Origin of the sequence: Bifidobacterium sp. ESL0784 (genome assembly GCF_029433295.1) — a bacterium.
In the GTDB taxonomy this organism is placed as follows: domain Bacteria; phylum Actinomycetota; class Actinomycetes; order Actinomycetales; family Bifidobacteriaceae; genus Bifidobacterium.
Genome location: NZ_JAQTHV010000002.1, coordinates 377,088 through 401,422 on the forward strand (window position 1 = coordinate 377,088; position 24,335 = coordinate 401,422).

16 protein-coding genes, 1 tRNA gene and 1 pseudogene are annotated in these 24,335 nt (G+C 56.6%); 7 read left to right on the top strand and 11 right to left on the bottom strand.

Going from position 1 to position 24,335, the window contains the following annotated elements; translation table 11 throughout:
• Nucleotides 1-13: 13 nt before the first annotated feature.
• From PT279_RS04060 to ftsY, 4 genes are all read right to left on the bottom strand, one after another.
• Nucleotides 14-3,022 (bottom strand): hypothetical protein, encoded by a 3,009-nt coding sequence (locus PT279_RS04060; RefSeq protein ID WP_277165705.1) that lies wholly within the window; start codon nt 3,020-3,022, stop codon nt 14-16.
• 625 nt (nt 3,023-3,647) lie between these two features.
• A complete protein-coding gene (locus tag PT279_RS04065; RefSeq protein WP_277165707.1) occupies nt 3,648-3,986 on the bottom strand; it encodes a P-II family nitrogen regulator in 339 nt (112 codons plus the stop codon).
• Nucleotides 3,986-5,281 (bottom strand): ammonium transporter, encoded by a 1,296-nt coding sequence (locus PT279_RS04070; protein WP_277165709.1) that lies wholly within the window; start codon nt 5,279-5,281, stop codon nt 3,986-3,988. The genes PT279_RS04065 and PT279_RS04070 overlap by 1 nt, the downstream gene beginning before the upstream one ends.
• A gap of 388 nt (nt 5,282-5,669) precedes the next feature.
• Nucleotides 5,670-6,902: a signal recognition particle-docking protein FtsY gene (gene ftsY / locus PT279_RS04075; RefSeq protein WP_277165950.1), complete on the bottom strand. Its 1,233-nt coding sequence runs from the start codon at nt 6,900-6,902 to the stop codon at nt 5,670-5,672.
• A 433-nt stretch (nt 6,903-7,335) separates the two neighbouring features.
• On the opposite strand from ftsY, the gene PT279_RS04080 reads away from it, so the two are divergent.
• Complete coding sequence (locus PT279_RS04080; RefSeq protein ID WP_277165952.1) at nt 7,336-8,088, top strand: TetR/AcrR family transcriptional regulator; 753 nt, start codon at nt 7,336-7,338, stop codon at nt 8,086-8,088.
• Nucleotides 8,089-8,242: 154 nt separating this feature from the next.
• Nucleotides 8,243-9,280 carry a glycosyltransferase family 2 protein gene (locus PT279_RS04085; RefSeq protein ID WP_277165711.1) on the top strand — a complete coding sequence of 346 codons (1,038 nt, stop codon included), beginning with the start codon at nt 8,243-8,245 and terminating at the stop codon, nt 9,278-9,280.
• 90 nt (nt 9,281-9,370) lie between these two features.
• On the opposite strand, the gene PT279_RS04090 is transcribed toward PT279_RS04085, so the two are convergent.
• The 5 genes and pseudogenes from PT279_RS04090 to PT279_RS04110 form a co-directional block, all read right to left on the bottom strand.
• Nucleotides 9,371-9,443 (bottom strand) — tRNA-Lys (locus PT279_RS04090).
• 102 nt (nt 9,444-9,545) lie between these two features.
• Nucleotides 9,546-9,920 carry a DUF1516 family protein gene (locus PT279_RS04095; protein ID WP_277165713.1) on the bottom strand — a complete coding sequence of 125 codons (375 nt, stop codon included), beginning with the start codon at nt 9,918-9,920 and terminating at the stop codon, nt 9,546-9,548.
• A 229-nt stretch (nt 9,921-10,149) separates the two neighbouring features.
• The gene (locus PT279_RS04100; protein WP_277165715.1) at nt 10,150-10,509 is read right to left on the bottom strand and encodes a DUF1516 family protein; all 360 of its coding nucleotides are present in this window, start codon (nt 10,507-10,509) and stop codon (nt 10,150-10,152) included.
• Nucleotides 10,510-10,727: 218 nt separating this feature from the next.
• Nucleotides 10,728-11,777: an NAD(P)-dependent alcohol dehydrogenase gene (locus PT279_RS04105; protein ID WP_277165717.1), complete on the bottom strand. Its 1,050-nt coding sequence runs from the start codon at nt 11,775-11,777 to the stop codon at nt 10,728-10,730.
• Nucleotides 11,778-12,085: 308 nt separating this feature from the next.
• A pseudogene (locus tag PT279_RS04110) lies at nt 12,086-12,727 on the bottom strand (HNH endonuclease family protein); the annotation flags it as partial.
• A gap of 229 nt (nt 12,728-12,956) precedes the next feature.
• Between PT279_RS04110 and PT279_RS04115 the strand changes: the two are divergent.
• The 3 genes from PT279_RS04115 to PT279_RS04125 all read left to right on the top strand — a co-directional run bounded on the left by PT279_RS04115 (nt 12,957) and on the right by PT279_RS04125 (nt 17,532).
• The gene (locus PT279_RS04115) at nt 12,957-14,024 is read left to right on the top strand and encodes a LacI family DNA-binding transcriptional regulator (RefSeq protein WP_277165719.1); all 1,068 of its coding nucleotides are present in this window, start codon (nt 12,957-12,959) and stop codon (nt 14,022-14,024) included.
• Nucleotides 14,025-14,465: 441 nt separating this feature from the next.
• Nucleotides 14,466-15,827, top strand: coding sequence for an MFS transporter (locus PT279_RS04120; RefSeq protein WP_277165721.1), 1,362 nt, complete (start codon nt 14,466-14,468; stop codon nt 15,825-15,827).
• A gap of 157 nt (nt 15,828-15,984) precedes the next feature.
• Complete coding sequence (locus PT279_RS04125; protein ID WP_277165723.1) at nt 15,985-17,532, top strand: sucrose-6-phosphate hydrolase; 1,548 nt, start codon at nt 15,985-15,987, stop codon at nt 17,530-17,532.
• 276 nt (nt 17,533-17,808) lie between these two features.
• Here the strand turns inward: PT279_RS04125 and PT279_RS04130 are convergent, their stop codons facing one another.
• The gene (locus PT279_RS04130; RefSeq protein ID WP_277165725.1) at nt 17,809-19,146 is read right to left on the bottom strand and encodes an aspartate aminotransferase family protein; all 1,338 of its coding nucleotides are present in this window, start codon (nt 19,144-19,146) and stop codon (nt 17,809-17,811) included.
• 15 nt (nt 19,147-19,161) lie between these two features.
• The gene (locus PT279_RS04135) at nt 19,162-20,595 is read right to left on the bottom strand and encodes an amino acid permease (protein WP_277165727.1); all 1,434 of its coding nucleotides are present in this window, start codon (nt 20,593-20,595) and stop codon (nt 19,162-19,164) included.
• A gap of 486 nt (nt 20,596-21,081) precedes the next feature.
• Between PT279_RS04135 and nrdF the strand changes: the two genes are divergently transcribed.
• Nucleotides 21,082-22,134 (top strand): class 1b ribonucleoside-diphosphate reductase subunit beta, encoded by a 1,053-nt coding sequence (nrdF, locus tag PT279_RS04140; RefSeq protein ID WP_277165729.1) that lies wholly within the window; start codon nt 21,082-21,084, stop codon nt 22,132-22,134.
• 332 nt (nt 22,135-22,466) lie between these two features.
• Nucleotides 22,467-24,242: an InlB B-repeat-containing protein gene (locus PT279_RS09270; protein WP_277165731.1), complete on the top strand. Its 1,776-nt coding sequence runs from the start codon at nt 22,467-22,469 to the stop codon at nt 24,240-24,242.
• The last annotated feature ends 93 nt before the right edge of the window (nt 24,243-24,335 follow it).

Sequence of the window (24,335 nt, forward strand, 5' to 3'; positions counted from 1 at the left end):
ACCGATGACGAACTCATCGTTTGGCGTGCGCCCCGACTTTCTTTTTGAATCGGGTCAGGTAGACGTATCCTGCCGCACTGGCGAGCGCGACCACGGCGGCGACGACCAGCAGCCACCACCGACGCCAACCGGTGAACGGCAACGCTGAAACGGGTTCCGGTCCGTTCAGCGAAGCGGTAACGGCATCGGACTGGTTGCCTGGCTCGTTGCCGGAAATCTCGGCGAGCGTATTGATGTTGTAGATGAAATCCAGCGTTCCGGCACGGTCCATCGAAGTGATGGTCAAGCGGCCCGGCGGCATGAACGTCGGAACATCGACATGCCATTTCGCGTCCTTGTCCGTAGTGACGCTGATCTCGTTGCCATCCGGCCACGTCACGGTGACATGGTTGCCCTCCATCCCCGTGAGCTTGCTGACCGGAGTCGGGTCAAGGCCGGTGTGGGCCGTATCAGTCACGATGCCGTCGATGCCGTCTTCACGACTGATGGATGTGACCTGGACCGCGGTTGGATACATGTCGATCAGCTGGTTGCGCACCTGACCGAAGGACCACACGCCCGTGTCCGAGTTCTTGAGCACCGCGACGATCGTATAGAGAATCTTGCCGATGTTATTGCCCGTCATAAAAGTCGATACGGACCCCTGCCAGCTCCAATCGGTGAACCAGTGCTCACCACGCTGCTGCTGCGTCTGGTGCGCGGAGTCAAGTGGACCGAAATCCTTCAACAGATACGCATCGGCAGGCGGCTGCGGATTGTTCGGATCGTCGTAGGGCTGGCCGGTGACGGTATCATGGTGAATCGGGCCGGACTGTGCTACCGCGTACAGTTTGAGCGAATCATTGGCGTGCAGCGATTCCACAGACCCCTTGATGCTCACCTTCGCGTCCGCCGGCATCTCGCTTTTACCGGCCTTGTTGCGCACCGTGTGCGGCACCTTGAGCTGTTTAATTTCAGGGTTCTTGTTCGTTTCTAGCAGGAAATTGCCCTGGACGACGTCTGAGAAGAGCGAAGATATCTTGAAATCGTTGCTGTCGGTTTGCCAGGCATGGTAGCGGATGGAGTGCTGCAGGTTGGTATCGATTTTGCGATTGTCTTGGATGGACCACTCACCCTTGGCGTTCACGGGGACGGAACCGATTCTGATACCGCGGGTTGCGGGGTCGTTTGGTTTGTTCAGGTCGATGATATGCGACTGGTCCTCGGCGAAAACCGTGACTGTGTCGCCGGGGATACCCGTGCCCGTAATGATGCGCGAGCTGGTCGGCACATAGCCATCGAACGGATTGATTGTCGGGCGATCCGGGCGCGGAATGCTGTAGTCGGCGAACGCGGTGTCAATGGTCCAGCCGGTGGACATCAGCCTGTTGGTCTCCTCCTGGGACATGCCTTCCTCGACGGTCAGCGGATGGGCCGGATCGGCATTGTTGTAAAGCGGGTTGTAAGCGTCGTGGACACTCAGCGTCTGCCCGCCGGTCGGCGCGTTCTGAACCACGCAACCTTCGTAGGCCGCGGCGCTGTTCTGGTCCTTGACGTCGGGATTGGTGGTAATCGGCCAGGTCACGAGCTTGAAGTAACCGTCAAGCTTGTCGGCCTTTTTGATGGCGCCAAAATCGATATCGCCTTTGCCGTCCTGCAGAACATTGGGGTTGGTCCCCGCCCCTGGCACCATCAGATGGTTGGGGTTGTAGTTATGACCGGCGTTATTCGGGCTGTTCAGTGCCGCATAGCTGTCGTTGCCGCCGTAATCGGTATAGGCCTGCTGGCCGTCGACGCGCACCGCGGTAGGAGTCAGCGACTTCACCGGCACCCAATCCTTGCCATCCCTGAGGCCGAACCATTGATAATAGAACGACGTATTACGAGAGCACGGGTAAGCCGAATTCCAACGGCCGGCGATGTTGTACCAGAAAACAAAGAACGAGTTGGCCGGGGCCACGCCCGCGCCGGTGTTCTGGCTCGGGAAGCCGTAGTCGGTCACCAAGCCCCAGTTGGCCTGTCCGCCGCTCCACAGGGTTGGGTGTGCGTCGAAGCCGATATGGGAGGCGGGGCCGTTGCACTGCTGCACCTTTTGCGCGGCCGTGCCCGACCCCCAAGCGCACTGGTTGGCGTACATATATGAGGGCACGCCTTCGCTGATATTGGTGACATAGCGCGAATCGAGAGACGAATAGTAATACGTTCTGTAATTATTGACCGGCGTCTTGCCGCTCATCTGTCTGCCTGGCGCGGCCACCGCGTAGACGTATTGGTCGTATTCGGTGCCACCGACGTTGGTCGCGTCCAATGTCTTACCGGTATAGGAGAGGTCACCCTCGATTGAAATGGTGAGGTAGTCATAATCGCCGGAGACGAGGATATTGTGGATGGTGTAAAACTCACCCTGGTTGCTTGCCCAGTTGACGGCGGCCTGCTGCGCATCCGCATCCGTCGCGCGATCGCTGTCGCCGGCGTAGGTGTTGAGATACGGGAAACTGGTCAGCTGCGTGGAGGGGTTGGTGCCGGGCGCGCCGGATTGCGAGACCAGCATCTGCATGCCGCAGTCGACGTTCGGGTTTTCTCCATTGGTATACTTCGGCTTGCTCTTGCCGTTGCCGCCGTAATCTGAGGCGTTTTTGACCGCTACGCAATCGGGGTTCACCATCCCGTGCGGCATGCGCAGCACGAAGTCGATGCGCAGTTCGTCGTCGACACCATCGCCCTGCATCTTGTTGTTGTTGGCGAGGAACTTGTAAAGTTTCGGCTTGCAGTCCACGCGCTTGTCCGCGGGAACCGTGCTGGTGACGTCCTGAACGCACAGGGCAGGGTAATCGTCAATCGTCACATCGCTGCCGGCATCAGGAGCCTCGTTATTACCGGAAGCAAGGTTCGCCACTTCGTCCTGCGTTGCGGCGACGTTTTGGGTCGCCGTTGCGTCCTGTGCCACAACGTTTTGCGCGAACGTATTGACATTACCGGAAACCGCAGCGGCGATATTCGGGCTCAGCGCGCATCCCAGCAGCAGCGACACTGCGATGGCCACCGCCAAAAAAAGATGGCCAAAATGCGAGATTGCGGTTGGCTTTTCAGATATTTGTTTATTTATAAAATCGTTCGACTTCATCGCAATCACCTCCCCAACATCGGATGACATCGAAATTTAAAGTTTTATATTTATTCGCATATGCGTATAAATTTCATTCTTTTCAAGTTCAATCCATCAAATTGTCGTTCCAGGCAATACGCGCGTTTACCGGTTAAGCATCACGCGAGGAAATAAACGCATACCAGTCTGTGTGTTCCATAAGACATGCGGATTCAAGGAAAATTAGACATATTTAAACATCAGTATGATATTTGTCTCATTTTAGAACCATGGTTAACAACACTGTTATTTATATAAAACTATTTATTTTGTCGGTATTTCCACATATTTCTTGATGCATATTTATGCTATATAAACACATCAATTGAACATAAAATGTTTCGTTTTGTGTTATTTAAAATGTGATATTGCTAATAAAACATCAAACGTTTTATTACTGCAAGCAAATTTTCCTATGCCAGCAACGCAAAAGGCACCGATCAACTGACCGATGCCTTGGTAACCTTTAATTTTCAAGCAACTGAACCAATGCTTTCACCATCTTGCTCCGAGCTCGTCTCCCCTATATGGCGTCGACGTCCGTTTCGCCGGTGCGGACTCGGGTGACCGAATCGAGCGGGAGGACCCAGACCTTGCCGTCGCCGATGTTGCCGCTGCGCGCGGTTTTCACGATGATGTCGACCAGCGGATCGGCGTCGGCGTCGCGCACCGCCACCTCCACACGGATCTTGGGAATGAGGTTGACCGAGTAACTGGCGCCGCGATAGACCTCGGTGTAGCCGTGCTGCTCGCCGCAACCGTTGACTTCGCTGACCGTCATGCCTTCGACGCCGGCGGCCGCAAGGGCGTCCTTGACCTCGTCGAATTTCTGTGGCTGAATAATCGCTGTTATCAGTTTCATTACTTCATCTCCTTCAGGAGAGCCGTGGCCTTACCTACAAAATCGTACGCGCTCTCGCCTTGGTCAGCAAGGTCAACGCCGGTCAACTCCTCGTTTTCGTTCACCCTCCAACCAATGGTCTTTTGCAATACGAAAGCAATGACGAAAGTGACCACGGCGGAGTAAATGACCGCGGCGAGCGCGACGACCACCTGCACCGCAAGCTGACGCCAGCTACCGCCGGCAAAGAGGCCGGTGCCCTGTGCAAAGAAACCGATGAGGATGGTACCGGTCAGGCCGCCGACGCCGTGCACGCCGACCACATCGAGGGAATCGTCGTAGCCGAAGCGGAACTTCAACCCGCAGGCCAGGCAGGTTAGGACGCCGACGATTGCGCCGATGACCATGGCCCAGAGAGGCGAGACCACATCGGCTGCAGGAGTGATGCCGACCAGGCCGGCGACCATACCGGAAGCAGCGCCGACCGCCGTGTAATGTCCGGTGCGAATCTTTTCGGTGAACCCCCAGGTCAGCATTGCCGCGGCTGCGGAAAGCGAAGTGCTCACCCACGCGTAACCGGCGGTGCCGTTGGCCGAGAAGGCGGAACCGGCGTTGAAACCGAACCAGCCGAACCAGAGCAGGAACGCGCCGAGCATGACGAACGGAACGTTGTGCGGACGAATCGGTGCCTTGCCGAAGTCCTTGCGTTTGCCGATCAAGAGTACGATGACCAGCGCCGCGACGGCCGCGTTGATGTGGACGACGGTGCCGCCTGCGAAATCATGGACGGGTGCGCCGATAAACTTGGAAATCGGGCCGTTGGGCGAAAGCAGACCGCCGTTCCAGACCATGTGGGCCATGGGCGCATAATCGAGCGTGATCCAGATGGCCACGAAGATCATCCAAGTACTGTATTTGATGCGTTCCGCGAGCGCACCGGAAATCAGGGCAACGGTGATCATCGCGAAAGCGAGCTGGAAGGCAACGTCGATGCTCACTGGGTATTTGTTGCCGTTCGGTGTCAGGCCAGTGGCAGTGAAGACGCCGTCCTTGCCTGCTTTCATCGTGTCGCCAAGCAGGAAGCCGGAAGTCGGGTCGCCGAAGATGCCGCCGATGTCCTTGCCGCCCCATGAAATCGACCAGCCCCACAAAGCCCAGACTATCGTGCTCACCGCGAGCGCACCCGCGGAAAGCATGAGCATGTTCAGCACGGCTTTGCGGCGGACCATGCCTCCGTAGAAGAACGCCACCGCGGGCGTCATCAGAAAGACGAGCGAAGCACAGATCAGCATCCATGCGGCATTTCCAGTATCCATTTCGCGTTTCCCCTCTCCGGCTCGCCTGCGCGACGGGTCCGACGCGCCCTGAACCGTATGGGGCTATGAAACACGGGAAACGTAAGGAGAAGTTTGACGCGAGATTACGGTGATGTAAAACCCGCGACACTATCGAAACACAATGGTTACTTCCACTCGGAAATAATTCAGGGCGATACAACCAGCTCCCGCGCTATTTCGTCAGCATTTCAAGCACAAAAATCGAACCAGAATGCTCTTAAATTCCTGTAACACCTGTCGAATGTTCGAATTTCACGCCGGCCAAATGAACACAAGCGATAAACCAATACGCAAACAGCCGCACGCCAACCCGTTGAGGAGGGCACGCGGCTGCTGTTAGTTAACGCCTGTTTACGATTCGTGCGACTCAGGCGAGGATGCCGTCGACGAAACCTTCCGGATCGAAGGGGGCGAGGTCGTCGGGGCCTTCGCCCAAGCCCACGAGCTTGACCGGCACGCCGAGCTCCTGCTGCACGGAGATGACGATGCCGCCCTTGGCCGAGCCGTCGAGCTTGGAGAGCACGACGCCGGTGATGCCAATGGCTTCGGCAAAGACCTTGGCCTGCGCCATGCCGTTCTGGCCAGTGACTGCGTCGAGTACGAGCAGCACCTCGTCGACCGGCAGATTCTTTTCGGTGACGCGGCGGATCTTGCCGAGCTCGTCCATCAAGTTCGCCTTGTTCTGCAGGCGGCCGGCGGTATCGATAATCAACACGTCGACGTTCTTCTCCTTGGCCTGCTTGGAGGCATCGAACGCCACGGAAGCGGGGTCTCCGCCCTCCTTTTCGCTGCGAACAACAGGAACTCCGACCTTCTGCCCCCAGGTTTCGAGCTGGTCGGCTGCGGCGGCGCGGAACGTATCAGCGGCGGCAAGCATCACGCTCTTGCCTTCGGAGACGAAGAGGCGCGCAAGCTTGCCGGCCGTCGTAGTCTTGCCGGTGCCGTTGACGCCGACCATGATGATGACGCTCGGCTTCTTGGCATCGGGCTTGTCGGCGTTGAGCGCGCGGTCAGGCTGGGAATTGACCATATCGATGAGCTTGGAACGCAAGGCCTCACGCACGGCCTTCGGGTCGGAGGTGCCGGTGATGCGGGCGTCGTTGCGCAGCTCGTCCACGAGCTTTTCGCTGGCTTCGCTGCCGACATCGGCCAGCAGCAACGTGTCTTCGACATCATCCCAGTCGGACTCGGAAAGCTGGTCCTTGGCGAGGATGTTGAAGAGCGCCTTGCCGAACGGATTCGAAGACTTGCTGAGCTTCTCCTTGAGACGCACAACACGTGAGGCCTTAGGCTCCGGGATTTCGACATCCGACTTCGTCGTGGTTTCTTCGTCAGAGGAACCTCGCTTGGCCGAATCCTGTCCTGTTGCTTTCTCAGGCTGAGAGCTTTCCACTACTTCTGTCTTCGCACCCGATTCATCTTCAGACGGAGATTTATCACCGGAATCCTTTTGATCCTTGGCTTCCTGGCCATTCTTCGCATCTTCGGAAACGTTGGCATTCTGCGCGTTTGCAGCATTCTTCTTGTGCGAATGCGCCACCAGCACGGCCACAGCAATGAGCACGACGGCGACGACCACAAGCGCCACCACGATAAGCATCGGATTCAGAGTAAGAGTCATGGCTTCAAGATTATTGGCGAGGCACGACGCATTCGAACCTGCAGCAAAGTTTCGCAACTTTTCAAAACCCGAGCAGAAATAAGGTATTCAACAGTATCGTTTGTAATGGTTTTGTAATCTAAAACATGAATCTGAAGCGATGAAGCTTTCCATAGTCGATTTTTCCGTTCCCTGCTACGAATCGGAAATGTCCAAATTCTAAATCCGCGGAATATCAACGTTCTAAAATCCATATTCCCGTTTTTCACAGCACGGAAGCTCAAAATTCATCGGTATCGGTCTCAGCGCTATTCAAAGCGGGACATTGGCGATTTTGAACCCCCAATCCGATAGAAGCTTTTCGAATACACTCATTTATCCTCAGAATCAAGGAATCGGCAACGTTGTGAACCGGGCACTTTACAATATAACTATGTCGAATGCTTCCAGAATGACCTCATACCAACGCCGCGAACAGCTTATTACCGTCGGCCGCGGGCTTTTCGCCGCCAAAGGTTACGAGGCGGTGAGCGTTGAGGAAATCGCCGCAGCCGCAAAAGTCTCGAAGCCCATTGTTTACGAGCATTTCGGAGGCAAGGAAGGCCTTTACGCCGTCATCGTCGACCGCGAGATGCAGAAGCTGACCAGCACGTTGATCGACGCGCTTTCCGCAGGCGACACCCATCCGCGCCAGATCGTGGAGCGCACAGCCCTGGCGCTGCTCACTTATATAGAGGAGAATTCGGAGGGCTTCAACGTGCTCGTGCGCGACTCCCCTACCACCGATCCGGCGGGTTCGTTCAGTTCGTTGCTCGGCGACGTGAGCCTGCGGGTTGAGGAAATCCTCACCAAGGCGTTCAAGCAGCACAAGCTGCCGGCCAAAGGCGTGCCGTATTACGCGCAGATGCTCGTCGGCATGACCGTCTTCACCGGCCAGTATTGGGCCGCAAACCAAAAGAAAATCAGCAAGGAGCAGCTCGCCGCACATATCGTCAACCTCGCTTGGCACGGACTTTCGCGCCTCGAGGCCAAGCCAAAACTGCAGTTCGAAAACGACCTCGACCAGAGGGGCGACAGCAACGAGACACAGGCAGACGCCGGCGATCGAACCGGCACCTCTACACAGGCAAATGCCGACAATGAAGACGCCGAAAGTTCCGATGACCCTGAAAATATGAAAAAATAAACGGCAATATTTATTTTCAACTAACGATATTTTCATGCGCCGTAATCGTCAGAGTGTCGCAAATCACGCACAACCATCTGCCATTCTCGGGTTTGCATGCTAAATTGGCTTTTGTCCGTAGCACCAACGCCGCGAATACCCAAAACGAGGAAACATGCCGCAAACTAGCTCGAAAACGCTGACTTTCGTAGTACCTGCGTTCAATATGGACACCTACCTTGAACGTTGCGTTTCATCGCTGACAGCCAATCAGGACTGCGATGACATCGAGGTGCTGATCGTCGACGACGGTTCGTCCGACGGCACCCCGGAACTTGCAGATCGCCTCGCGGCGGCAAAGCCGGATATCATTCACGTCATCCACCAGAAAAACAAAGGCCACGGCGGCGCGGTCAACACAGGCATGGCGAACGCGGAGGGCATGTATCTGAAAGTCGTCGATGCCGACGATTGGGTGGGTGCGCAATCACTCAAAGAACTTATGGACGTGATGCGCCGGCAGCGCGACGCCAGCGATCCGATCGACATGTTCGTCACCGATTACGTCTACGACAAGGTCGGCAAGAAGCACAAGCACGTCGTGAAATTCGACAATGTGATGGAAGCGGACCGACGCCTGAATTGGGACGACCTCAAGCACTTCGGCATTGCGCAATACATGATCATGCACGCGCTTATTTTCCGTACCGAAGTCCTGAGAGCGGCGCAAACCCAGCTGCCCGAGCACACGTTCTATGTCGATTTCATCTACGCCTACCAGCCGTTCCCGTGGGTCAAATCGCTGATGTACATCAGCACGCCGTTTTACCACTACTTCATCGGCCGCGATGGGCAAAGCGTGCAGACCGACGTGATGATTCGCCGCGTGGCCCAGCTGGTGCGCGTCAACCGCGCGATGGTGGCCGCAACGCCGGAACGCGGCACCGTTCCCGACGGCCTTTACCGCTATATGATCCATTTCCTTTCCATCGAGTCTGTGGTGGCGAGCGTCTTCCTGATTCTTTCGCGCAACCCTGCGAATTACCAGATCAAACGCGAACTCTGGGAAAACCAACGCGCCGTTTCGCCGAGCATCGCCCGCGACGTACGCCGGCAGCTGCCTTCTCGGGCCATCAATCTGCCGGGCTCGATCGGTCGCTGGCTCATCCGCATGGGCTACTACGTAGCCGAACACATTATCGGATTTAACTAAACTACAGCTGGCTTCTGTTTTACCTAAACTTCTGTTGCAGTTGCGAAGCAGAAACGAAAAAGGCACCGCCAAACGACGGTGCCTAACTAGTGCCCCCCGTGGGACTCGAACCCACAACCCACGACTTAAAAGGACGCTGCTCTAACCATTGAGCCAGAGGGGCAACAAAACTTCATTATACAGTTACTTCTCGATTTGCGTATCGGGTTTTGCGTGTCGCAACAAAAGCGGCATTGCGAAGATCAAGAATCATCGAATAAGGCTGTTACTTGGTCGCCGGCGTCTTCCCACGATGCTTGCCGCGCGCGAGCCAAAGACCAAGCACAAAAACCGCGACGCCGGAAAGCAGCGGCATCCAAAGCGTCTGCAGCGGCGCGGCACCGCGGAGACGGTGGACGAACGCGACCTCGCACATACCGATAAGCCCGATCGCCGCAACGATTTTGACGATGGCCATCGGCCAGTTCGCGCGCCAGGCGTGAGGTATCGTCGGGATTGCACTCACAATCAAAACGATATAGCAGACGCGCGCCACGCCGGCCCAAACTTCGACCATGTTCTGCGGCCCAAGCACGCCGATAATCATCGCGGCCATCGCCACCACCGCCGAAATAATATGCAACCAACGCCAAACACGCATGTCTCTTCTCCCGTTCCTCCGGCAACTGGCAACCGCTCCATAGCGATCTCTCAGTCAGCTTATACAGGAAAACATGCCATTATGATGATTTTTGAATGGATTTTCACCAAATCCGTCGCAAAACTTCATGTTAAACATATGCAATAGAAACGAAAAAGCGAAGCGCCAACCAGTGACGTTTCGCCTTCAAGAAATTTATTCGGCTGTTTCTTTCAGGAATCCTGCCTTATTACAGCATGACAAGCGGGAAGCCGTGGGAGACCACAAGGCCGACCGCCATGACCACGATGACCAGCACAATCGGCAGCCAGATGGCCACAGCCGAAGCCGTATCCTTGCTTTTCTTCGCGAAGCCGATTTCCGCGAGCGCGATGAGCGCAATTGCGAGAATGATCTTCACCACCAGCAGCACCGTGATATGCGGCCAAGCATGCACGATCAGGAAGATACCGCTCAAAATAATGAGGATATAGCAGACGCGAGCAATCATCGCCCAGAATTTCGTCATTCTCTCCGGCCCTAGCAACCCCACGGCCACCGCGACAATCAACACCACTCCAACAACCAGATGCATCCAAGACCAAACCATATCCGCTCCCCGCAATCAAGAAAAACTATCAATAACGCTATAGCCCAATATATCGAACCCGGCCCGCACTATCAACATTGCTCATCGAAGGCGTATTGAATCGAAACAGCACCGTTACTGATCGAATCATAAAAGCCTAATTACGTTCACAAAAAGCGAGTGGCAAGGCGCTCGTTAGAAACACCTCGTCACCCACTTAGCGACGATAAAGCTACCGCTCACTCACCCATGTGGGGGACTACTACGGCGCGCTTGGAGAGCTTGCCGTCGACCAGCTTGTGGTAGGCGTCGAGCGCATTGTCCATTGAATAGGTCTCCACCTCAGGGGTGATCAGGCCTTGGCGATAGAGCGCAGCGACCTCGTGCAGCTCAGGCATGGAGCCCCAGTAGACGCTGGTAAGCTCCTGCTGCCACGGATTGCTGTACCAGTCGTAGGAGGCCTTGCCGCCGGCGATGCCGACGATGGTCACGCGTGAATCGATGGCGGAAGCAGCCTGCGCAGCAGCGATGGTCGGCGCGATGCCCACGAAATCGAAGGCGGCGTCAACACCATGGCCACCGGTGATCTTGCGGATATTGGCAACCTCATTCTCATCGCCCTTGACCGTGATGGCACCATTTGCCTCGGCCTTGGCCATGGCTTCCGGCTTCATATCGGTTGCGATGATGGTAGCGCCGGTGATGGCCTTCAAGATCTGGATGGCAATCTGGCCCAGGCCACCGAGGCCGATGACGAGTGCATACTTGCCGCCGCCCTGCAGATGCGGCAGAGCAGCCTTGATGGCGTGGTACGGGGTCAGCGCGGCATCGGCGAGCGGGGCCGCGGCGATCGGATCGGCGTCGCCCAGCGGCACGAGGTTACGAGCCGGAACGGTCATGTACTCGGCCATACCGCCGTCACGTCCGAGGCCGATGGCCAGCGACTTGTTGGTGGCCATGTTCTCGCAGTAGTTCTCTTCGCCGGCGACGCAGCGCTTGCAGTGGCCGCAGCCGGTGGGGCCGTAAACCAGATAGGCATCGCCCTTCTTGAAACCGGTGACGCCGGTGCCGACCTCCTCAACCCAGCCAGAGGTCTCGTGACCGAGGATGAACGGAGGCTTCGAATGGGTACCGCTCTCGGGCGTGTAATCGCGGAATACGGAAACATCGGAATGACAGCAGCCGGCACCGGCCACCTTCAGCAGCACCTCACCAGGCCCCGGAGTAGGCTTGTCGACCTCCTCCAGCGACGGGAATGTCTGGAATGCTTTAAATACAACGGCTTTCATAGCTGTCCTTTCATATCGGTGAGATGGCGTAGGCATAAACAATCAATTACTTGCAAAGCATTGAAATGGAATGCTCAAACATCGCTATCTTATCGTTTCTGTCCCAACACTGGGGCTGAATTAACGTAAGAAATTATACAGTTATGATACTCGTTTAGCAAACGCTGAAAACGTTGCAATATCAATATTTTTAAGAGATGTATACAATCTCACACAAAGGATCGGCAATATAATACCTATACATAAATGCACTATTTACGTAATTTTACTTTAAAACCTTTTACGTCCTTATGTTTTTATTTAAACGGACCGTCATCAACCGGCACCGCCTGTGTCGGGCAGGAAACAAGCACACGCTGCATCGCGGCCTTTTCTGCCTTGGTGACCCACAGATCGTACTTGGATTTCACGCCGATCTGACGGGAAACGTACGAGCAGCGATACGATTTGCTCTTCGGCAGCCAAGTGGCGGCATCGCCGTCGCTTTTCTGCTGGTTCGCCCTTCCGTCAACGGCCAGCAGGTTGTACGGATCGTTCGCCATCTGTTCGCGCTGCTCGGCACCAAGCTTCTGCGCGCCGGTCTGCCAGGCGTTGGAAAGCGCAACGACGTGGTCGATCTGCACTTTGGACGAAGTCTTCTTGCCCTGTTTGAAATGAATGGTTTTGCCAGTGTAGGGGTCATCAAGCGTACCCGACATCACCTTGCAATCATTGGTTCCGGCCTTGAATTTCTTATCTTTGAGGTCACGCCCCAAAATGTCGTTGCGGGTGTCGCAGCCGTTGCGGTCCACGTCGACCCAGGCACGCCCGAATTGCGTGCGTTTGTATCCGGTCTTCGGTGCGCGTCCCTTGACCGGCAACGTTTCGAGCACAGTTGTAGCCAGTTGCCCATCCCCTGCAGTGGTATCCGCGAGCGCCTGATCGGGAGTAACGCTAACGGCAAGCGCCAAGGTGAACAACGCCGCCAGCAAAGCGCTCAAAACGCCCCTCAGCGATTTCTTAGTTTTTTGCACTTGTTTTGCGTCTTTCATTCCCACCAATTAATTACCATCATTCTATAACTTTTGATATTCCCCTAACGAACACGGACGAGACTAGCAGCCAACGCCAAGTTTCGTCAATGATATTCAGCAACACCTCAGCCCTGCCGCATCACGGGTGAACGTTATTATACAAACCATGACCACGATCAAAGAGGTAGCCAAGAAGTCCGGGGCGTCGGTGACCGCCGTTTCAATGGCACTGAACCATCGCGAAGATGGGCACGTCAAGAAAGACCTTGCCGAACACATCCGTAAAACCGCCAAATCCATGGGCTACCGCCCCAACCCCCTCGCCCGCTCGCTGCGCACCAGCCGCACGCGTACCATTGGCTTCATCAGCGAGGAAATCGCCACCACCCCTTACGCCGGAGAGATGATTCTGGGCGCTCAGGACGCTGCCAGCGAGCTGGGTTACATGATGCTTTTGGTCAATACCGACGGCAACGGCAACGAAGCGAGCGAAATCGCAGCACTCAAACGATACGGCGTGGACGGGTATCTCTACGCCAAGATGTACGACAGGGTTTCGAACGTTCCCAAATCCCTCTCACACGAGCACACCGTCCTCATCGACGCCACGTCGTCTGATAAAAAAATCCCGTATATCGTCCCCGATGAGGTCGCCATGGGCTACGACGCCACTGCATATCTCATCCAATCCGGCGCCGAACGCATCGCCTACATCGGTTGCAGCGAAGGTTTGCTGGCAGAATCGTTGCGTTTGAAAGGTTACGAAAAGGCGCTGAAAGACGCGGACCGTCCCATAGACCCGGAACTCATTGTCGACGTGGACAAGAACGGCGGTGCGCTCAAGGCCGTCTCCGATCTCTTCGAGCGCAAGCGGCCGGACGCCTTCTTCTGCTTCAACGACGCCCGCACTTGGTACGTCTATCAATGCGCCGCACAACGTGGCCTTGAAGTCGGCCGCGATATCTCCGTGGTCGGTATCGACAACAACCGCATCATCAAGGAAACGTTCGAGCCGCAGCCGACCACCATCGCATTGCCGCATTACGAAATGGGCTATTGGGGTGCACGCAGGCTGATTTCGATGATCGAGGGCCACGATTTGGATTCCGGCCGCAACAGGAAAACCGTCGCGCAGATCCCGCCGCTCGACGCGGCGAGCCCGGTACGCATCCGTTGCACCCTGATCGAGCGCGGGTCCGTGGCCAACCGAGGAACTGCCGCCGGCAAGCGCTGAGCCACAAGCAACCAGTGGCTATAAGCAATCGCCGTGCCACAGCACGCAAACGCCGAGGCGGAATGGCTCTTTCACCGAACCCTGCCGATTGGTTTTGCAATCGCAACCGTTCATGGCCGAAAGCAGTCACTGGATACCGCGAAATACCGGTTCAATCGAACACACCAGCCGAACACACGATAAACCACGACGCGGCACCCACGCGGCGACCCAGCCACCCCAGATGGCAACACAATAATTAGACAAGTATTTAACAACAATCTATACGGATAATTTTTATTCATCTGAAAACGCCGGAAACGATTTACAGTTTGACGTGAATCGATTCTCGTCCTATATTTTGTCGTAAGTTTCTTGCTTAGGGCAATGCCGCAAAAATCGGCAAGAACAGAAGTAAGAAGGGCATCGCGCGGCAGCGGTGCCGAAAAGAAAGGTGACGAAATGGCAATCAAAGGAGCAAAGACTTACCGGAACCCCTCGTATCTACAGAGCTCGACCGGTATCTTCATGTTCTTCTGCTCGTGGGGCATCTGGTGGTCCTTCTACTCAATCTGGCTGACCAGCCCGGCTCCCAAGGGCATGGGTATGACAGCTGCTGAGCAGGGCACCATCTACTCCATCAACTCATTGGTGACATTGTTCATCATGTTCTTCTACGGCATCATCCAAGACAACCTTGGCATCAAGCGCCGCTTGGTAATCGTCGTCTCCTGCATCGCCGCATGCGTCGGCCCGTTCGCGCAATTCATCTACAAGCCTCTGCTTTCGGCAGGCGGCACCACCAAGTTCATCGGCGTACTGCTCGGCTCGTTCGTCCTCTCCGCAGGCTTCATGGCCGGTTGCTCGCTGATCGAGGCCATCACCGAACGTTACAGCCGTCACTTCGGCTTCGAATACGGTCAGTCGCGCGCCTGGGGCTCCTTCGGCTACGCCGTCGTGGCCCTTATCGCTGGCTTCCTCTTCAACAAGAGCATGATGTACAACTTCTGGCTCGGTTCGCTCTTCGGCATCTGCATGCTGTGCATCTACCTGTTCTGGCGCCCGGCCGAGCAGAAGGAAGAGCTCAAGAAAGAAGCCGATCCGAACGCACCGCGCACCAACCCGACCGCCAAGGAAATGATTTCCGTGCTTGGCATGGGCTCGCTGTGGGCACTGATCATCTTCATGCTCTTCACCAACACCTTCTACACGGTCTTCGACCAGCAGATGTTCCCGAGCTACTATAAGAGCCTCTTCGCCACACCGTCCCAAGGCGCGGAATGGTACTCCGTCCTCAACGCTGCCGAGGTGTTCTGCGAATCAATCATGATGGGCGTCGTCCCGGTAATCATGGACCACATCGGCGTTCGCAACTCGCTGCTGCTCGGCGCGTTGACCATGTTCCTGCGTATCGGCCTGTGCGGCGTCTTCCACGACCCGGTGATGATCTCGATCGTCAAGATGTTCCACGCCATCGAAACCCCGCTCTTCAGCCTTCCCGCCTTCCGTTACTTCACATTGCATTACGATACGAAGCTATCGGCGACGCTGTATATGGTCGGCTTCCAGATCGCCTCCCAGGTCGGTCAGGTCATCATGTCGCACCCGCTTGGTGCACTGCGTGACGCGCTCGGCCCGCAGAAGACCTTCTTCACCATCTCCGGCATCGTCTTGCTCGCTCTGATTTACGGATTCTTCGTGATTAAGAGGGATAACCAACAGGTGGGCGGCGACCCGTTCATACGCATCAAGGACCGCAAGAAGGCCGAGGCGGAAGGCGAGGCCATCCAGGCCGAGGCCGCCAGCGACCAACTCCCGGCCTGATTCGCTAATCCGGCGCCGTACGCATTTGGTTGTGCACGGTGCTTTCCGCAAAATTCCATAGCGTCACAAGGCCTCCGCACCCATCAATTCAGGCGTGGGGGCCTTGTGGCGAATAAAAAACAATCATCATATGATAGTTACGAGAAAGGCATCAAAGATGACTACTGAATCTCCCGTTTACACCCCGATACGCGATCACGCCAAGGAACTCGCCAAGGCCGAAGCCGGTGTCGAAACGCTCGCCCTCGAACGCGACGACCGCTGGTACCCGAAGTACCATATCGCCTCGAACGGCGGCTGGATCAACGATCCTAACGGCCTGTGCTACTACAAGGGCCGCTGGCACGTCTACTACCAGCTTCATCCCTACGGCACGCAGTGGGGCCCGATGCACTGGGGCCACGTCTCCAGCGCCGACATGGTTTCCTGGCGCCGCGAGCCCATCGCCATGGCCCCCAGCCTTGAACAGGAAAAGGACGGCGTTTTCTCCGGCTCGGCCGTAGTCGACGATGAAGGCAAGCTCAAGTTCTATTACACCGGCCACCGCTGGAACAACGGCAAGGACGACACGGACGGCCAGTGGCAGGTCCAGATGCTTGCCGAGGCCGAGGACGACGATGCCACCAAGCTCAACAAGCTCGGCATGGTCATCGACTGCCCGCGCGAGAAGGTCGATTCCCACTTCCGCGATCCGAAGGTCTGGAAGCAGGACGGCGTCTGGCACCTGGTCCACGGCGTCTCCACCGCCGACCACCGTGGCCAGATCTGGGACTACACCTCCACCGACATGATTCATTGGGAATTCCAGAACGTGCTTTACGACGATCCGGATCCGGACGTCTTCATGCTCGAGTGCCCCGACTTCTTCCCGCTGAAAGACAAAGACGGCAACACCAAGTGGGTCATCGTCTTCTCAGCCATGGGCTCCAAGGCACGCGGCTACATGAACCGCAACGAAAATAACGCCGGCTACATGATCGGTACCTGGAAGCCGGGCGAGGCGTTCAAGCCTGAAACCGAATTCCGTCTGCTCGATTGCGGAGCGAATTACTATGCCCCCCAGTCCTTCGAAACCAACGGCCGACGCATCATGTACGGCTGGATGAGCCCGTTCAGCGAAAGCGCCCCGATGCAGTCCGACGGCTGGTGCGGCCAGATGACCCTGCCCCGCGAATGCTTCCTCGGCGATGACGGTGACCTGCACACCGTGCCGGTTCCGGAAATCGAGAAGTTGCGCATCAACACCTTCGACCACGTCGCCCGCCCAATCGAGGCCAACGAAGAGGCGCTCGTTGACGAGGATGCCGAAGCCGTGGAAATCGAGCTGAACATCAACCTGAAAGACACCACCGCCGAGCGCGCGGGCCTCAAGGTCCATGCCACCCCCGATGGCTCCCACACCTACGTCGCCTATGACGCGCAGGCCGGCACCGTGGTCGTCGACCGCCAGGCCGCAGCCCGCGGCGATCGCGGCTATCGTGCCGCCAAGCTCACCGACGCCGAACTGGACGCCGACCAGCTCAAGCTGCAAGTCTACGTCGATCGCGGCTCCGTCGAGGTCTATGTCAACGACGGCCTGCATGTGCTCAGCTCCTATAGCTACCCGTCCGAGGGCAAGCGTGCGGTCAAGCTTTCCTCCGAATCCGGCGTCCTCGCCATCGACAAGCTCACCGTCCACGACATCAAGAGCATCGGCTTGGAGTAAGTCGGTCTTAAGCGGGTTTACTACATAAATGAGCCACTGACTCAACCCAAGGGGCCCGAATACGGCGGATTAATATTTTCCCGCCGTATTCCGGCCCTTTAGCATCTCTCAGTGGCTCGATTATTATGGCTCAGCCCAAGCCATTTCTGCCACATTCAGGCCACTCAGCATCCCTCAGCGGCCTGTCTGCAACTGATGGTGCAAATCAACAGCCAAAAAGGCGGGCCGCCAACCACTCAAGGTCAACGGCCCGTCTAAAGAGACTCAGCAGCCTGTTTACCAGCCAATCTTGCCGGCATCCTCGGGCAGGCTCAACTTGCCCGCAGCCAGCTCGGCCAACGCTTGGTCAAAGGCCTTGAAGGCCTGCTGCAGCTGGTCTTCGGTGATAACCAGCGGCGGCTGGAAGCGCAGGATGTAGCCACGAAGGCTGATGATGATGACACCCAATTGGTACATGCGATAGATCAGCTTGGTGGTGGCTTCTTCATCGCCCTTCCCGGTTTCGGGGTCGATGATGTCGATGCCGCCGTCGAGACCGTAGAAACGGATGTCGCCGATGAAATCGTACTGTTCGCGTTTCTTCTCGAAGTAGGCCTTGACTTGGGGGCCCAGCTTCGCCGAGCGCTCGACCAAGTGCTCCTGCTCCATGACATCCAACGTGGCGTTCGCCGCCGCCGTGGTGACCGGATTGCCCGCCGTGGTATAGGTGACGGCCGGAGAACCCAAGGCGTCCATGATTTCGGCGCGGCCAATGATGGCGCTCAACGGCAGACCGGAGGCGATGGACTTGCCGACGGTCATCAGGTCGGGCTCGAGGCCGAAGTTCTGAATGGACCACCATTGGCCGGTGCGGCCCATACCCTGGTTGACCTCGTCGATCGCGATCACAATGCCGTGCTCGTGGGCGAATTGCCAGAGAAAGTCCATATACTTTTGCGGCGCCTTGACGATGCCGCCGTCGCCCTGAATCGGCTCAACGACGATCGCAGCCACTTCCTCGGCCGGCAGATAGGTCTCGAAAGGCAGCTTGAAGGCAGCAATCATGCGCTCGACGAACTCGTCTTCGCTTTCGTGCGGCAGACGCTCATGAATGTCGGGATACGGCACCTTCACTACTCCCGGCAGCATCGGGGCCATCTTGCGGCTCATATTGAGGCTGACCGACGAGATGGACATCGAACCGTAAGTGGAGCCATGGTAGGCACCCGTGAAGCTGACGATGTACTGACGGCCGGTATAGGCACGCGAATACTTGATGATCGCGTCATTGGCGTCCGAGCCGGAATTGCCCCAAGCGACCTTGACCGGCCCGCTCATCGGAGCCAGCTTGGCAAGGCGCTGCGCCAGTTCGATCTCAGGGCCACTGGCGAAATAGGCCGGCGTGTATTGGATCAGATTGGCGGCCTGCTTCTGGATCGCTTCCACGACGTGGGGGTGGCAATGACCGGTATTGGTCGCCGACGCGCTGGCCAGCAGATCAATGTATTCACGGCCGTCGGCATCTCTCAGCAGCGCGCCCTTGGCCTTTTGGATGACGATATCGAAATATTGGATACGCACCGCAGGAGACAGGACCTCATTTTCCTGAGCCAGTAACTGTTGATTGTTATCCAACTTCTCTCCTCCTTTTTACTTCTTGTTGTTCAAAGCGGAATGTCTCATTCCGTAGCAGAAATACAGAATCAGACCGAAGATGAACCAGCCCAAGGCATAAATCTTCGCGTCGTTGCTCAGCCCGATGAATACAATCAAAGAACCGAGGAAAGCCAGGGCGGGCATCACCGGATAGAACGGCATCTTGAAGCCAGGTTCGGCGATATCCTTACCTTCGCGCTTGCGCAGACCGTAGATGCCCAGCGAGACGAACATGAAGGCAATCAGGGTGCCGGCCGAAATCAGCTGGCTTAAGAACGCGAACGGGAAGATGGAGCCGATGATCACGGCGAAGACCGTGAGTGCAAGCAAAGCGTTGTTCGGCAGATGATTCTCGTTGATCTTGCCCAGCCAACGCGGGAGCAGACCATCGCGCCCGAAGGAATAGAGCAGGCGGGAACCGGCCATCATCATGCCGATTAACGCTGCGAACATACCCAGGCAGGCCACTGCCTGCACGATCGTGGCAATGATCACATGGCCGCTCTTGCGCAAGGCCCAGCCCACCGGTTCGGCGTTGTTGGCATAGAGCGGATAGTGGAACATACCGACCAGAACCAGCGAGACGGCCGCGAACAACACGACGCCGATTAGCAGGGAACCCATGATCCCCTTCGGCATCGTCTTGGCAGGGTCCTTGGCTTCGGCGGAATTGGCGGCGATGGAATCGAAGCCGATATATGCCAGGAAGATCATCGAGACGCCGGCATAGATTCCCTGCCAGCCGCCGAAGGCCGACCCATCAGGGTTGGGATGGTACTTGGGAATAAACGGTACGTAGTTTTGCGGCTTGATAGCCGTGCATCCTACCACGATGAACAGCAGAATGACGATTACCTTCAAAACCACCAGAACGTTTTCGACACGGCTGGTTTGGTTGGCTCCTCGGGAAATCAAGAGAGCCACGGCGAGAATCGCGACCACGGAAACCAGATCGATAATTCCCCCATCGGTGCCGAAGGGGTTGGCCAACATCTTCGGCAATGTCAAACCCAAAGGTTCGATCAGACCGCGGAAATTGGCCGACAAGCCCGAACCGACAAAGGCCACGGCGATGAAATACTCCGCCAAGAGCGCCCAACCGGCAATCCAGCCAAAGAACTCGCCGAAAATGACGTTGATCCAGGAATACGCAGAACCGGCGAACGGCATCGCCGAAGCCATTTCCGCATAGGCGAACGCCACCAAACCAGCGACTACACCGGCGGCTATGAAGGAAAGCACCACCGCCGGGCCCGCATGCTGGGCTGCCACCGTTCCAGGCAGTGTGAAAATAGCCGTGGATAAAACGGTCCCCAAGCCAAGGGCCAAAAAGTCTCGCACCCGCAGGGTCCGCTTCAGATGGGCGTCCTTCTGCTCATAGACGCTGGGGTCCTCTTTTCGGAAAATACGTTCCTTGATACTCGCCATTACTCACCCTCATTTTTGATTATTGTCAACGAAACATGTCAAATCGTATTTAATAGCGCCAGCCTTACTGTGCACTTTCGATTCTCTGCTCTGCAAATCAAGGTACTTCATCCCATCCGTATGACGCACCATCAGTTCGCATAGTGATATATGTCTCGGCGGCATTCACATCGTTTCGCCCAAGTGCAGAGTACTCGCCGTCCGGTTCCTTGTACGATCGCCACATCGCATTCCGTGTTAGCTACATCACAACTTCGCCCCGCGTGCCGTAAAGCGAAGCCACAACCTACCGATTACTATATATAGAGGCATCACATTGCCTGACCACTAGATATAGTGTTGTCGACGTCGGCAACCGGCCGCTCTATGTCAACGGAATACGGGAGAATGAACCCTCCTAAACGTATTCGCGAGCAGCTGGCCCAAGTGTAAGGCGAGTACCTGCGAAACTTTAACAATCAGAACGCCACAAAAGAAGGAACACCCATGACAAACGAGGTCAAACTCGCTGATGACAAGATGATGGCCGATTCGCTGACACCCCCGCAGTGGTCGACGGCCTTCGCGAAGGGCGCGGACCCGAACTCCATGCGTATCCGCCCCGTCAACTGGAACAACATCCAGGACGACAAGGACCTCGAGGTCTGGAACCGCCTCATCGCCAACTTCTGGCTGCCTGAAAAGGTGCCGCTGTCCAACGACATCCCCTCCTGGCGCAGCCTGACCGAGCACGAACGCACCACCACGGTCCGCGTCTTCGCCGGCCTGACCACACTCGACACCGAGCAGGCCACCGTGGGCGAGCTCGTGCAGATCCCCGACGCGCTGACTGAGCACGAGCAGGCCATCTACACCAACATCGCCTTCATGCAGTCGGTGCACGCCCGTTCCTATTCCTCCATCTTTTCCACCCTGTGCTCCTCCGAGCAGATCGACGAGGCCTACCGCTGGGCCGTGGGCAACGACCTGGTGCAGGAGCGCGTGCGCATCGTCATGGAGCAGTATCAGTCTGAGGACCCGCTGAAACGCAAGGTCGCCGCCGTGATGCTTTCCTCGCTGCTGCTCTACGCGGGCTTCTACCTGCCGCTCTACTTCTCCAGCCGCGCGAAGCTGATGAACACTGCGGACATGATTCGCCTCATCCTGCGTGACAAGGCCATCCACGGTTACTATTCCGGCTACAAGTACCAGCGCCACCTCGAGCACCGCACCGCCGCCGACCAGGAAATGCTCAAGAAGTACACCGACGACCTGCTGAACCAGCTTTATGATCTTGAGGTCAAGTATTCCGACCAGGTCTATGAAGGCTTCGACTTCATAGACGACGTGCAGGCGTTCGTGCGCTACAACGCCAACAAGACCTTGATGAACCTCGGCTATGAGGCCAAGTTCTCCGCCGCCGAAACCAAAGTGAGCCCCGAGATCATCGCCGCGCTCTCCCCCTCGGCCGACGAAAACCACGACTTCTTCTCCGGCTCCGGCTCCTCCTACGTCATCGGCAACGCCGAGGCGACCGACGATGAGGATTGGGACTTCTAAACCTCAGTCCTTCAAAAATTCACGAAATTGCCCGACCACGTGTTTCAACATGTGGTCGGGCAATTTGCGTTTACAACTACCAACCCGGGCCGCGTTTTACCTGACACAGCAACGAAAACCATCTATCTACGGTCAGTCCGTCGTAAATTTTCAACAGAACCACGAAACAGCGGTTTTAGAAGAAAAATTGATTCATCAAATAGATAACCCAAAATAATAATTAATAATATTCTATGTTATGCTGACTAATAGGCATGCTCAACAACGCGCATTTCACGCTTGCAAGCGTGCTGAATAAACGACCAAGAATGTAAGAAGATAAGGAGAAAGCAGTGAATAGGGACACATCATCGTTACGGCACTCTCAAACAGCTCCGAGAGGGGGCAAACTTCTGACCTTAGCTGCGGCAGCCTTGGCATCCTTGGCAATGCTGGTGCCATCGAGCGCACAGGCCATCGAACCGCGTACCTGCACCCCCGACACCAGCAGCATCAGCAGTTGCTTCCCGGATGCGAACCTCGCGAGCACCGTAGCTCAAAAAGTCGGCAAAAACGTGACAGATACATTCACCACCGCCGATCAAAACGCGATCACCAGCCTGACCCACAACTCGCTGGCCGACGCATCGACGAAAATCACCAGTCTTGAAGGAATTCAGCATCTGCCCCATTTGCAGATCCTCGACGTAACCGGCAACCGAATCGACACCATCAGCCAGCTAAGCGGTCTGACCGAACTGACTTCACTGACCTTGGATGAAAACACGGTCTCCGACCTCACACCACTTTCCGGGCTGAACAACCTGGTATCCCTGAGCCTGCGCCACAACACCGCCGACACCCTGACACCGCTCAGCGGACTTACGATGCTGAACGATCTCAACATTGACCAGAATCACATCATGGATCTCACGCCGCTGGCCGGACTGAGAAACCTCACCAACCTCTCGGTCAAAAACGAGCAGGTGTACATACCGACCCCACTGCCCACGACCGCGACCACAGGAAGCCTGAGCGTCGCCAAGGGTGTCGACGGCAGCTGGATCATGCCGATCGATTACGAGCCAGATACTTCTCATACATTCGACAACTCTACCGGCAAGGTCACTTGGACCGGCCTGACCGCGCATACCACAGGCATTTCCTTGATTCTCAACCAGTCTTTCACTCTCAACGGCAGGAGCTTCATCTATACCGGGACCATCAATCAGCCCAAGGAAACCAGCAACTGGAACGTGATATTTGACGGCAACGGCGGCACCTTCAATATTGGAGGCGGCCAATTCAACACTTCGAACCAGGAAGTCCAGGATCAGCACAGGGCCGTTGAGCCCAGTCCGCTACCGACCCGCCCCGGATTCACGTTCATAGGCTGGGCTACAGACGCCAACGGCACTACCGATTTCAACCTGAACACGCCCATCACTCACGATACGACCGTCTACGCCAAGTGGCGCGCCGACCATTATACGGTGCATTTCGACTCCAACGGCGGCACCCCCGTGCCCGACCAGACGGGTCTGACCTACGACAGCCACGCCACGAAGCCGAGCGATCCGACCAAGCCGGGTTACGACTTTGACGGATGGCAGATTGACGACGGCCACGGCAACCTCGTCGACTTCGATTTCAACACCCCGATCACTGGCGACATCACGTTGCACGCCAAGTGGAAAGTGCATGAGGACACCGTGCACTTCGACTCCAACGGCGGCACCCCCGTGCCCGACCAGACTGTGACGCCGGGCGGCACCATCAACGATGACACCCATCCGACCAAGCCGGGCTATGACTTTGGCGGATGGCAGATCGATGATGGCAACGGCAACCTCGTCGACTTCGATCCCGCCACCCCGATCAACAGCGACATCACCCTGCACGCCAAGTGGAACCCCGTAGGGGCTGCAGGCACCGCACCAGGCGCCAATGGGAACAACAACGCCAAAGCGAACAACAGCAACGGCGCGAATGGAAACAAAGGCGCCAAAGGTGGCCCGGCACAGCTGGGCCAGACCGGCAGTGCCGTTCTCGGCATCGCCGCCATCGCCCTGATTGCAGCTGCCGGCGCTTCAAGCATCGTCCTGAGTCGCCGCAAGAAGCAGTTCTGACAACAATTGATCGGTGCTCCCGATTCAAGAATCTGACACAAGACAACAGAATCGCTTGAAGCCCCTTTCGACAAAGATTCGGATTTCTAATCC